Origin of the sequence: Chryseobacterium jejuense, from assembly GCF_017877355.1 — a bacterium.
Classification (GTDB): Bacteria; Bacteroidota; Bacteroidia; order Flavobacteriales; family Weeksellaceae; genus Chryseobacterium; species Chryseobacterium jejuense_A.
The window spans coordinates 749705-762189 of the sequence record NZ_JAGIPR010000001.1 but is presented as its reverse complement, the minus strand read 5'-3'; the positions used below and the strand labels follow the sequence as shown (position 1 = coordinate 762189).

Annotated in this window: 13 protein-coding genes and 1 riboswitch; of the genes, 7 read left to right on the top strand and 6 right to left on the bottom strand. The window is 35.3% G+C overall.

The features are described 5' to 3' along the window. Positions 1–14 precede the first annotated feature (14 nt). Positions 15–806 carry an XRE family transcriptional regulator gene (locus J2772_RS03485; RefSeq protein WP_209913305.1) on the bottom strand — a complete coding sequence of 264 codons (792 nt, stop codon included), beginning with the start codon at positions 804–806 and terminating at the stop codon, positions 15–17. Between the two features lie 436 nt (positions 807–1242). Here J2772_RS03485 and J2772_RS03480 point away from each other — a divergent pair, with 436 nt between their 5' ends. Next, positions 1243–1527, top strand: a complete 285-nt coding sequence (locus J2772_RS03480) for a bacteriocin-like protein (protein ID WP_052480601.1) — start codon at positions 1243–1245, stop codon at positions 1525–1527. A gap of 222 nt (positions 1528–1749) precedes the next feature. On the opposite strand, the gene J2772_RS03475 is transcribed toward J2772_RS03480, so the two are convergent. Then, positions 1750–2211: an Lrp/AsnC family transcriptional regulator gene (locus J2772_RS03475; RefSeq protein WP_045496937.1), complete on the bottom strand. Its 462-nt coding sequence runs from the start codon at positions 2209–2211 to the stop codon at positions 1750–1752. Positions 2212–2400: 189 nt separating this feature from the next. After that, a riboswitch (cobalamin riboswitch) is annotated at positions 2401–2587 on the top strand. A gap of 172 nt (positions 2588–2759) precedes the next feature. Between J2772_RS03475 and metE the strand changes: the two genes are divergently transcribed. Then, positions 2760–5063 carry a 5-methyltetrahydropteroyltriglutamate--homocysteine S-methyltransferase gene (gene metE, locus J2772_RS03470; protein ID WP_209913304.1) on the top strand — a complete coding sequence of 768 codons (2304 nt, stop codon included), beginning with the start codon at positions 2760–2762 and terminating at the stop codon, positions 5061–5063. A gap of 98 nt (positions 5064–5161) precedes the next feature. On the opposite strand, the gene J2772_RS03465 is transcribed toward metE, so the two are convergent. After that, complete coding sequence (locus J2772_RS03465) at positions 5162–5968, bottom strand: anti-sigma factor domain-containing protein (RefSeq protein ID WP_209913302.1); 807 nt, start codon at positions 5966–5968, stop codon at positions 5162–5164. 1 nt (position 5969) lies between these two features. Next, a complete protein-coding gene (locus J2772_RS03460; protein ID WP_245365093.1) occupies positions 5970–6539 on the bottom strand; it encodes an RNA polymerase sigma factor in 570 nt (189 codons plus the stop codon). A 90-nt stretch (positions 6540–6629) separates the two neighbouring features. Here J2772_RS03460 and msrB point away from each other — a divergent pair, with 90 nt between their 5' ends. The 4 genes from msrB to J2772_RS03440 all read left to right on the top strand — a co-directional run bounded on the left by msrB (position 6630) and on the right by J2772_RS03440 (position 9474). After that, positions 6630–7151, top strand: coding sequence for a peptide-methionine (R)-S-oxide reductase MsrB (gene msrB / locus J2772_RS03455; RefSeq protein WP_209913300.1), 522 nt, complete (start codon positions 6630–6632; stop codon positions 7149–7151). Positions 7152–7268: 117 nt separating this feature from the next. Continuing rightward, a complete protein-coding gene (locus J2772_RS03450; protein ID WP_209913297.1) occupies positions 7269–7838 on the top strand; it encodes a fasciclin domain-containing protein in 570 nt (189 codons plus the stop codon). Positions 7839–7919: 81 nt separating this feature from the next. Continuing rightward, positions 7920–8633 (top strand): ferritin-like domain-containing protein, encoded by a 714-nt coding sequence (locus J2772_RS03445; protein ID WP_209913295.1) that lies wholly within the window; start codon positions 7920–7922, stop codon positions 8631–8633. A gap of 25 nt (positions 8634–8658) precedes the next feature. Continuing rightward, a complete protein-coding gene (locus tag J2772_RS03440; protein WP_209913293.1) occupies positions 8659–9474 on the top strand; it encodes a ferritin-like domain-containing protein in 816 nt (271 codons plus the stop codon). Positions 9475–9553: 79 nt separating this feature from the next. Here the strand turns inward: J2772_RS03440 and J2772_RS03435 are convergent, their stop codons facing one another. Together J2772_RS03435 and J2772_RS03430 are read right to left on the bottom strand one after the other, a co-directional pair. Then, positions 9554–9976 (bottom strand): GNAT family N-acetyltransferase, encoded by a 423-nt coding sequence (locus J2772_RS03435; RefSeq protein ID WP_209913291.1) that lies wholly within the window; start codon positions 9974–9976, stop codon positions 9554–9556. Between the two features lie 59 nt (positions 9977–10035). Then, entirely contained in the window at positions 10036–10614 is a 579-nt protein-coding gene (locus tag J2772_RS03430; RefSeq protein WP_209913289.1) for a Crp/Fnr family transcriptional regulator, read from the bottom strand. A gap of 356 nt (positions 10615–10970) precedes the next feature. Between J2772_RS03430 and J2772_RS03425 the strand changes: the two genes are divergently transcribed. Continuing rightward, positions 10971–12464, top strand: coding sequence for a BspA family leucine-rich repeat surface protein (locus J2772_RS03425; RefSeq protein ID WP_209913288.1), 1494 nt, complete (start codon positions 10971–10973; stop codon positions 12462–12464). Positions 12465–12485 lie beyond the last annotated feature (21 nt).

Below are 12485 nucleotides of genomic sequence, written 5' to 3'. Positions count from 1 at the left end.
AATTGTTAATCCGTTTATTGTGAGGACTTTCTACGGCGTGTAGAAACTTTTTTATCTAATTCTTTGATATCCTGTCTCAATTCCCTGAACATTTCTTTGAAATTATAGCTTTCATAATCTCCGGGTTCAAAATCTTCCGGGAAAATTCCTGAAGCATACTGCCAGATTTCCACAATATCCTCAAACGGAATATCATAGGGTTCATAGAAAGAATTATCGGCGCTTACGCAAATCGCATTTCCTTTATTCTCTTTAAAACGTTTATAGGTAATCCCATCATTCTGTGTAATGAAAACATAAGTTTTTCCAGCTTTCAGCTCATCAATTCCCTCTACATATTTTCCTACAATGTACGACCCGTTTCTAAATGGCGGCATTGAATCTCCATCTGCCGGAAATGCTCTGTATTTTCCATTATTTAAAAAGGGCAGGGCAATACGCTGAAGACTTTCAATATATCCCACATCACTGTATCCCTCCAGATATCCCATGGAAGCTTTCTGCGGAATGATTTCTATGGTATCATTTCCAAGATCATCCACAGCTACAGGAAGAACTATTCTGTTGTCCGGAAGCTTCAGCATATCCTCTGTTGAATATTTTTGAAGATCAACAGACAATAACAGATCTATACTGACATGAAAATACTTGGATATGCGGATAAGAAGCTCAATAGGAGGTTCTGAAATTCCGTTTTCGTATTTAGAATATCTCACTCGGGAAATCGTAAGGTCATCAGCCACATTTTGCTGAGAAAGCTTTCTCTTGGCTCTCAGAGAGCGTATATTATTTGAAAAAATTGACATTGATAGAAGTATGTCCACAAAAATACAAATTTTGCCTGCTGTTATCAATAATAGGAACAGCTTTTACCATAAAATTTGGAGAATTTTATCATTTATTAACTAAAGCCGACAAAATGGGTTGAAAACGCATCTATTTTTTCCTGTTTTATCCTTCGTTTTTACCCTCCAAAACCTCATTTTAACATTTTTTAAATATTAATCATAAAAAAGTTCATTTACATTGAAAATATTAACTCTAACATTTAAAATTTGAAATATGTTTTTTAAAATTTAGTAAATCAATCAGATACAAAGTAAAATGATATTTACATAATTATCTATTTATATTAACGAAATATTAAATAATAAAATTGTTTAATTATTTAATTCAAAATAATATTAGTTTATTATTAATTATCATATATTTGTAATGTATTAATCATATAAAATTTTAATCATGAAAAATTTCAAAAAACTAGACAGAAACGAACTAAAATCTATTTCAGGAGAAGGATTACTTGATCCAATCGGAGGATTATTAGGTGGTCTAGGTGGCGTTGTTGGTGGCGTTATCGGAGGAGTAGGTACTATCGTTGGCGGTGTTGTCGGCGGTGTAGGTTCTACAGTAGGAGGTGTTATCGGCGGTGTAGGTACCGTTGTTGGAAACGCTTTATGCCAAACACAGTGTGTAGTTAATGGTGTAATCCACATCAAATTATTAGAGTGTGGTTCTACTTGCTAATCAGCAGCTCCATTAAAAGTTAAAAAAAGTATACCGCTCTGAAAAGAGCGGTTTTATTTTTCATACATTTCCTTTTGTAGCTTAAGCAAACAGGTTGTAGAGTTCTTGTCGTTGTCATTCTCAATGAAATGAAACAGAGTGGAATGAATAATCTCTTGAAAATGAATAGGATTCAGATTCGGAACACTATTTATTAGTTACATGTTCATAGCTACATTTTCTCTATAAAGTAAGGCCGTGGTTATTCTTAACTTCAGCCATTACAAATGTACTGTGTGTGCTTCCTATAGAATCTACAGAACCCAGTTTATTGAAAACAAAATCCTGGTAATGCTTCATATCCCGAACCTGAACCTTTAAGAGAAAATCAAAATCTCCCGAAATATTGTAGCATTCCGCCACTTCCGGAATTTCCAGAATTTCTTTTACAAAATCATAGCCTACCGAACGATCATGAATCTTTAATTTGATCTGACAAAATACCGTAAATCCACGGTTAAGCTTTTCGGCGTCCAGAACCGCAGCATATCTTTTCACAAAACCTTCCTGTTCCAACCTTTTTACCCGTTCAAAAACAGGAGAAGGAGACAGATTAATTTCCTTTGCAAGCTCTTTAACCGTCAGTTTTGCATTATTCTGAAGCAGTTTCAGCAGTTTTATATCCTTATCATCGAGCTGTTCCACAGAATATTATTCTTTTATGGTTTAAAATCATTCAAATTTACAGAATTATATTCTTTAAAAACGCATATTAAAAGCTAAATTAACCGAATAAAACACTTTTAATTGATAATATATTCTGTTTTAATAATTTTACACAAAATTAAAATCTATTATCGAACTTAATATTGATAATAGATGAGTTCTTTATGATCTTCATCAAACAGGAAAGGTTTTACTTAACGTAGATTAATAGGGAATCGTGTGGGAATCACGAGCTGTCGCGCAACTGTAAGTAACACATCAAAGGTTTCTGTCCTTAGATATCCACTGCCAAAAGCGGGAAGGATGACGGAAACCGTTACAAGTCAGGAGACCTGCCTTTACTGAATTGACAATGCTTTCGCGGTGTGAAGCTTTTGAGTTATACAGATGATATTGGCTTACATTTTCTTCCGGAGAATTGTATCCTTTGCCTATATCATTGACTTCAAAGATTTACTTATCCTACAATGCATTCTGAAGCATTTCAAAGAGCTTTAAAATAAAGTGTAATCTAAAAATTTGTAAAAATGCAAACTCACATTCTGGGCTATCCGCGTATTGGTAGCAAAAGAGAACTTAAGAAAGCCTGCGAACAGTATTGGTCAGGTAAAATTGTTTTGGAAGAACTTCTTACAGCAGGAAGAACTATCTGCAGCCAGAACTGGAGCCTTCAGAAAGAAGCCGGGATAGATCTTATTCCATGTAATGATTTTTCCTATTACGATCAGGTACTGGATATGAGTCTGGTGGTAGGTGCTATTCCGACACGTTATCATGAAGTAGCACTTAGAAAAAATAATTCTGAACTGGATCTTTATTTTGCTATGGCAAGAGGCTATCAGAAAGACGGATTGGATATCACTGCCATGGAAATGACCAAATGGTTTGATACCAATTACCATTATATCGTTCCTGAATTTTATAAAAACCAACAGTTTAAGCTTAGTTCAGATAAAATCCTCAATGAATTTGCAGGTGCTAAACAGGCAGGAATCAATGCAAAACCTGTGATTATCGGTTTGGTTTCATATTTACTTTTAGGAAAAGAAAAAGAAGAAGGATTTGATAAACTGGATCTTGCTCACAATCTACTCTCTGTTTATATTGAGATACTATCAAAACTTCAGGTTCAAGGGGCAGAATGGATTCAGTTTGACGAACCATTCCTTGCGTTAGATATTACTGAAAAGGCAAAAGAAACCTATACTTTTGTGTATGCTGAGCTACGAAGACTGTTTCCAAAACTTAAATTCATTGTAGCCACTTATTTTGAAGGATTAAAAAACAATTTACCTCTTGCTGTTTCACTTCCTGTGAATGTATTGCATATTGATTTGGTAAGAAGTCCGGAACAGTTGGAAGACGTTCTTCATGCTATTCCTGAAAGCCTGAGTTTATCTCTGGGAGTGGTAGATGGAAGAAACATCTGGAAAAATGATTATGAAACATCGTTGTCTTTTATTACAAAAGCAGTCGAAAAACTTGGATCTGAAAGGGTTTTTATCGCTCCATCAAGTTCCCTGCTGCATTCGCCATGTGATTTAGACTTTGAAACGAATCTTAATTCTGAAATTAAAAACTGGCTGGCTTTTGCCAAACAAAAGGTAAAAGAAGTGGTTACCCTTAAAGAATTGGCATCAGGAACAACAGATAGCCATATTCTACAGGATTTTGATGATAATAAAAAGGCAATTTCGGACAGAAAAACTTCTCCACTCATCCATAATGAAGAAGTAAAATTAAGAGCAGCATCTGTTACAGAACAAGATTCACAAAGAAAGAATCCTTTCAATATCCGTAAGGAAGCGCAGCAAAAAACATTACAGCTTCCGTTGTTTCCGACAACTACTATCGGATCGTTCCCGCAGACTGCCGAGGTAAGAAGCTGGAGATCAAAATTCAAAAAAGGAGAATTAACAGCTGAACAATATGATGCTTTATTAAAAGAGGAAACCCAGAGAACCATCCGTTGGCAGGAAAACATTGGAATTGATGTTCTCGTTCATGGAGAATATGAGCGTAATGATATGGTGGAATACTTCGGAGAGCAGCTGAAAGGTTTTATTTTCACCAAAAATGGCTGGGTACAGAGCTATGGAAGCCGCTGTGTAAAACCTCCGATCATTTTTGGAGATATCTTCCGTCCGGAACCTATGACGGTTTACTGGTCTCAATATGCCCAATCTCAAACCAATCAATGGGTAAAAGGGATGTTAACAGGACCTGTTACTATTCTACAATGGTCATTTGTACGTGACGATCAACCTCGTTCCGAAACCTGTAAACAGATTGCTCTGGCCATCCGTGATGAAGTTCAGGATCTGGAGAAGGCCGGAATCAGAATTATACAGATTGATGAACCCGCTATCCGTGAAGGACTTCCATTGCGAAAAACTGACTGGCAGAACTATCTGACATGGGCTGTTGAAGCGTTTAAAATATCAGCAAGTGGAGTAGAAGACACTACCCAAATCCATACCCACATGTGCTATTCTGAATTTAATGACATTATTAAGAATATTGCGGATATGGATGCTGATGTGATTACGATAGAATGTTCAAGATCGCAAATGGAGCTTTTATATGCTTTTGCAGACTTCCAATATCCTAATGAGATTGGTCCGGGAGTTTATGATATTCACTCACCAAGAGTTCCGTCTAAGGAAGAAATGACAGAATTGCTCATCAAAGCACAACAGGTAATTCCTGCAAAACAGCTTTGGGTAAATCCGGATTGCGGTTTAAAAACCAGACATTGGGAAGAAACTGAAAAGGCTTTAATTGCTATGGTTGCTGCTGCTAAAGAAGCTTCTGTAGAATTTGCATCTTAATTATTTTCAATTCCATAAAGAACAAAAGCATCCAATCGGATGCTTTTGTTTTTTTATTATTTAGAGACTGGAAATATTATTAATTTTAATCTATTTCTTTATATTTCTCCCATTACAAACATATTTTCCATTGTTGGAACAGGGCTTCCGCCTTCTTTTTCAAGAGTGATAGCAAAGGCCTGTGCTTTAGGTATACTAGCCAAAGCAACCTGACTGTCCTTATCTTCTGAATACATTCCTGCACTTACAGGTTTTCCGTCTTCTATAGCCCAAAGCTGATACTGCATTCCTGCAGGGGCTTTAGGCAAGTTCTCTGCATTAAGGTAAACTTCTTTTGTTTTTTTATCCCAGAAAACCATTGCTTTAGCATCCTTATGATTTTCTACACCTTTTAACATGACCATTTGCATCTCAGGATTAGAAAACATGGTTATTTTCTGGTTCATCTTCTGCATAGCCAAGTCCTGAGATTGTTTCTCAGCCTTCATTACTGCAATTTCTTTTTGTACTTCAGATTGCTTACTGACCCAAAAAAGATTTCCGGCAACACTTGCTAAAAATAAAACAGAAGCAGCAATACCCAACGTTTTCCAAGGAATACTTTTTTTAACTTCAGACACTTCCAGAGAAGGAGTAGCAGAAATTTCTGGAGAAAAAGGTTTTTCTTCTTCAAAATTCTGTTCCTTTTGAATCTTATTCCAGATCTTGGATTTTAAATCATCTGGTGGCGCTATAGCCTGCGCTGTAGCAAGATTTTCCAATGTTTTTTGGGCTTCTTCAAAAGCAGCCCTCACTTCCGCATTATTCTTTATCACACACTCCAAAATACCTGCTTCCTCAGGAGAAGCATGACCTAGAATATAAGATTCTATAATTCCGGATGATATGTATTCTTTAGTATTCAATTTATTGATAATCTTTTAACAAGTCCTTTAATTTCATTAATGCATTCCGCATTTTTGTCTTTACTGTTCCAAGCGGTATCTTCAGTTTTTCAGAAATCTCATGCTGTGTATATCCCTGATAATATGAAAGATTGATGAGCTCCTGTTTATCAACTTCAAGATTTTCAAGCACATTATTAAATCCTATATAATCAACTGAATGATTGACTGTTGAAAGTTCTGTACTATTATATACGAAATCGGGAAGAGGTTGGTTTTTAAGTTCGTTCTGGAATCCTTTAGACTTCAGGTAATCTATAGCTGTATTTCTTGCAATATTAATGATCCATGTATAAAATCTCCCTTTAGAGGCATCATATTGATGAATAGAATTCCAAATTTTAACAAAAACATCCTGAATCACTTCTTCAGCATATTCTTTAGACTGAACAATACGAAAAACAATTCCATACAACGCACCGGAATAGTGGTCATACAGATAATGAAAACCGTTTTCGTTTTTTTCTTTTAGTAAAACGATAAGTTCTTCTTCAGAATAGGTTGTTTTAATAATTTTTATTTTTCTGCTCAAATGTAATAAAATAATACACACATCAAACAAAATCCAAATAATCTTTTATTTCGTAAATGATTTTAAGACAATATTTAAAAATTATTAAATATGAAAAACTTACTATCAAAAGTTATTTTAATCGGTGTTATAACAATAGCTACCGGGAAATATAAGGCACAGACAGATCATTTTAAAATCCGGAATCCTTACTACTCACACAGAGCAGAAAACATACTGAAAGTAGATAATTCTGAATGGAAAAAGATTTTACAGCCTGAACTGTATCAGGTAGCGAGAGAAGGAGCCACAGAAACAGCCTTTACAGGAAAATATTATGAACTTGATGAAAAGGGAACCTATTATTGTGCTGTATGTGGAAACCCATTATTTCTTTCCACTTCAAAATTTGCCACTACCTGCGGCTGGCCTTCATTTTACCAGCCCATCCGTAAAAACAGTGTGAAATACAAAAAAGATACTTCTCATCATATGGTAAGAACAGAAGTTTTATGTGGAAGATGTGATTCTCACCTTGGCCATATTTTCGATGATGGTCCAAAACCAACAGGAAAAAGATTCTGCATGAACTCTATATGTCTTGACTTCAGACCTGACAATAAAAATAAGTAACTGTTTAACTGACACTTATAATATATTTCATCTTTTTTCAATCCAAAATAAAACCAAACTCGTAAATGACATTAAGAACATAAATTAATCATAATTCATTTAAAAAAAATCATTACAATGAACACACAATCAAAAATCACAGTTTTAGCAATGGTAGCTTTATCATTTGCATTTAGTGGGAAGGTAACTGCACAGATGATGAAAGAAAAAACAGTTATGGTAGGAGGAGCTCCTATGTACCCATCTAAAAACATTATTGAAAATGCCGTCAACTCTAAAGATCATAAAACTTTAGTAGCTGCCGTAAAAGCCGCAGGCTTGGTAGAAACACTGGAGGGTAAAGGACCTTTTACAGTGCTGGCACCTACAGATGCAGCATTTTCAAAACTACCTAAAGGTACAGTAGAAACCTTGGTGAAGCCAGAAAATAAGACAATGCTTACAAGCATATTAACCTATCATGTTCTGCCAGGAAGATACAGTGCTAAAGAAATCTGGGCTGCAGTGAAAGCTGGAAACGGAAAAAGCATGATGAAAACTGTACAGGGCGAGGAGCTTACTTTCTGGACGAAAGGTAAAGATCTTTATATAAAAGATGCGAAAGGAAACAGTGCTAAAGTAACCATTGCAGACGTGAATCAGTCTAACGGGGTTATTCACGTAATAGATACGGTTCTGATGCCATAGTATACATAACGCTAAACAGCATATTTTCAGGGTGCTGTTTTTTCTTTTGATTATTTAACCAACACTTCAAAAATTAATATTATGAAAAAAATGATTCATGTTTCTAATCAGGGGGCAACTCTTGATACAGGCAGAAGAAACTTTTTAAAGCTGAGCGGCGTGGGACTGGCAATTGCCGGGCTCACAATGATAGGCTGTAATGATGATGACGACTTTCAGATGATGGATAACAGCAAAATCTTTGATTTAGGAACCGGAGATGTAGGAATTTTAAATTATGCTTACGCCCTTGAACAACTGGAAGCCGATTTTTACACCAAAGTAGTGAATAATTTTTATACCGGAATTTCCAGTATTGAAAAAGAGGTCTTCACTGATCTTTACCATCATGAGGTAATACACCGGGATTTTTTTAAAGCAGCAATCAGCGGTGCTACCCAAAATGTACTTCCAAAACTTGACTTTCAGTATCCCAATGTAAACTTTAATGACCGAAATTCTGTACTTGCCACGGCAAAAGCATTGGAAGATACAGGAGTAGCGGCTTACAATGGTGCCGGAAAGTACATAACTAATGCTGACTATCTTGTCATTGCAGGAAAAATAGTTTCCGTAGAAGCCAGACATGCTTCTGCTATCAGAAATCTCATCAATCCCGGAACCGCTGATTTTTCCGGTGACGATGTAATAGACGCGAATGGTCTTGATCTTGCTAAAGAGCCGAAGGATATTGTAATGGCAGCAGGAGGATTTATAAAAACCCGCTTTACCTGGAAAGAAAGAGGTATTAATTAATTATTCATCTTCAAAAATTTGTATTATGAACATTCTTAAATTATTAGATAAGCTTTCTCATGATAAATTCTTCACCACGGAAGCATCCCGGCAGGAAACCATTACAAATATATCCTTACTAGGAAAAAAAACAGCTGTAGCCGCTGTTCCTCTAGGATTAGGAGCCTTAATGACAACGTCAGTAAAAGCAGAAACAGTAAATACAAAGATTACCGGAACAGCCCTTAAAAGTACTTTAACAGACGCTTTACAACTTGCTCTGATACTTGAGTACCTTGAAAACGAATATTACGCTATAGGATTATCCACCTCAGGATTAATTCCCAATGCAGACAGAGCAGTTTTTATGCAAATTTCCAAACATGAATCTGCCCATGTCAGTTTTCTGAAAAGCACCCTTACATCTCTGGGAGTAACTCCCGGTAGCAAACCAACTTTTGATTTTACAGCAAACGGTAATTTTTCACCATTTACCGATTACAATCAATTTCTTATTCTCTCTCAGGCTTTTGAAGATACAGGAGTAAGAGCTTATAAAGGACAGGCTGGAAATGTTATGTCCAATAAAGTTGTTCTTCAAGCGGCCTTGCAGATTCATTCTGTGGAAGCAAGACATGCTTCACAAGTTAGAAGAATGCGAGCTAATAAAGGTTGGATTGAACTTGCTAATGGAGGAAATATGCCATCAGCTACTAATCCTGTCTATGCCGGTGAAGATAACGTGAATCAGGCCGGATACAACACTGGAACTGCATTTGGAGCTGCCGCAGGCTCTGCAGCCTATGATGAAATTTTGAGTGGAAGTGATGCACAAGCTATTGCCTCATTATTTATCGTTTAGTAAACAATATATCTATATCATAAAAATTCAAAAGCATCCCGTGGGATGCTTTTGACTATAATAATTTATTTCAATAGGATTACAATCCCATATGTAAAATAGGATATTCTTTTCCTTGTCCGTCTAGCTCTGATCTGCTCAGCACATGAAATCCGATATGTTTGTAAAAATCAACTGCCTGTATATTTTGTTCATTCACATCTACTTTGCTTACTTTTAACTGGTCTGTTCCGTATTGGATGAGTTTTTTACCAATTCCTTGACCACGGTAATCATTATGAATAAAAAGCATCTCAAGATTTCCTTCTGCTATGCCCATAAATCCGACTAAAACATTATCTACTTCAAATCCTACTAAAGTAACATGCTCAAAATAACCGGGAATCTGTTCTTTATAGTAATTAAAATCTTCTTCTTTTAAAAAATCGTGGGTATTGAGGACGGCACTTTCCCAGATATTCATCAATTGTGGGTAATCTGTTTGTATAATTTCTCTAATCATAATCATAAATATTGTGGTGCAAAAATCCGTATTTATCCATATCAACCACTGAACCTGAGTTAAAAAATGCGTTTACGTATTCTACTGAGCGCCTGAGGAGTAATTCCTAAATAAGAAGCAATATCTTTTAAAGGGATATAATTGAAAGCATTGCCATATTCTGCCATCATTTGCAGATAATATTGTTCTGAGCTGTATTTTATCAGGTCTATATTTCGGTTGAGAAGTTTATTCAACAATCTGGCAGTCAGGTCTTCAAAAGCTGGTTTTAAGCCAGGAATTGCTTTGTACAGTTTTTCTGCCTGTTGATAATCAATCCTGTATATCTCACAATCTGTAATGGTTTGCACATTAAAAGTAGATCGTTCCTGCAAGGTAAAGGATATGTTGGATAAAGAAAAAGTACCTTCCTTGCAAAACCAGAACGTCTGTTCTTCACCTTTATGATTTAAAGTCCAACAACGGGCTATACCTCTGAAAATAAAGTAACTGTATTTTTCCAATTCGCCTTCCTGGATAAGGAAAGTGTTTTTTTTAACCAAAATACGTTCAAAATATTGGTCAAAAAGCTCAGAATCAGCCGAATTGAATGTCTTGATATCTACATCAAATTCCTTGAATAATTTTTCTAACAGCATATTATAATACAGAATAACAATAGGAGAGTACAAGATACATTTTCTCCCGAATAGATTTTAAAATATAACCCAAACTAGAGCTAAAATATTCTAAAAATCTTCAAATATTCTTTCCTACAGATTGCTCAGATGTTCACAGATGTCCATACAAGATAAATAAATATAAAATATTGATTTTCAGATAAATAAAATTAAATATTATTTGAAAAAATATTAAAAAAAATACTCAGTTTATTATAATACGACACCTTTTGTCGCTATGCGTCTATATCTTTGTATTAGAGATAAGATACAGAACCCCGGGAAGTTACAACCTTATCAAACCCAATTTTAACCTTAAATTATTATTTTAAATTATGTACAAAAAACAACTAGTAATCATTTTTCTTTTTCTATTTTTCATTTCTTATGCACAGAATGAATTTATTACTTTATGGAAACCTAATGTAAATGGGACCATCGATAATGCGATATCTTTTGGTGGCACCGGAACCAACTACACCATTAGCTGGGAAGAAGTAGGCTACCCTCAACATAACGGAACTCTCTCCGTTACCTCCAATAGCAATATTTTTACAATTATTTCTTTTGGAGCTTCTTTAAACCCAAATCCTATCCAGGCAACCTACAAAGTGAAAGCATCCAATGGCAATGGATTATTTTATGGATTTAAAGGCAGTGCTTATATGAATGCCAGCGGAAATCCGGAACTCTTTGAAGTGAGTCAATGGGGAGATATCCTTTGGCTTCAGCAATTTACTCAGGGCTTTGCATATTGTCCGAATCTTAACGTAACGGCTACAGATACGCCTAATTTAAGCCAAATAAACAATGTATCACAAATGTTCTCTAATTGCCCTTCTCTGATTGGAAATGATTCATTTTCTAACTGGAACACAAGCACCATTACGAATATGAATGGTATGTTTAACAAAGCCAAATTGTTTAACCAGAATATTGGAACCTGGAATACAGCGAAAGTAACCGATTTTCGGGATATGTTTTCTTCAGCTTCAGCTTTTAATCAAAATATTTCTGCCTGGAATACCTCGTCCGGAACCAATTTCATTTCCATGTTCCAGGATGCGGTAGCGTTCAATCAGCCATTAAATTCATGGAATACAAGCAATGCAACGAATTTCCGTTATATGTTCTCTAATGCTAAATCCTTTAATCAGCCTCTTAATAATTGGAATACCAGTAAAGTAGTAAGTTTTGGCCAAATGTTTACCAATGCATCATCATTTAATCAGCCTATTGGAAACTGGGATGTTAATAAAGTTTGGGGTGCTGATAGTTTTATGATGTTCAATGGTGCTTCGCTTTTTGATCAGGATATTTCTACCTGGAATATCAGCTTTCAAAATGTTCCTTCAGCCTATGTATATTTCGGATTTAATAATTCTGGTTTATCATGTATTAATTATAATAAATTTCTAATTGCCCTCAGCAATAATCCTACATTATCAAACTTAGGATCCGCAATTGGAGTCATAGAAGCAACAGGATTAACTTATTCTACACCGCAAGCTATTATGGCAAGAGCTCAATTGACGAACAAAGGTTTCAATATTAATGGAGACTCTTATAACGCGAGTTGCAACGCTAACTTATCAACAGCAGAAACTTCAAAACAAATGAAAACTCCGGCTTATCCAAATCCGACAACAGGAGTAATTACTATTGAATCCACTGCCAATGAAAATGCTTATTTATATGACATTACAGGTAAAATCATTAAAAATGTGATTTTAAATAAAGGAAACAACCGTGTTGACCTTACTGAATGTCCATCAGGGAATTATCTGTTAAAAAGCAATACAATTTTCACCAAAATAGTTAAGAAATAATAGATTTTCAAAATTCAGCTC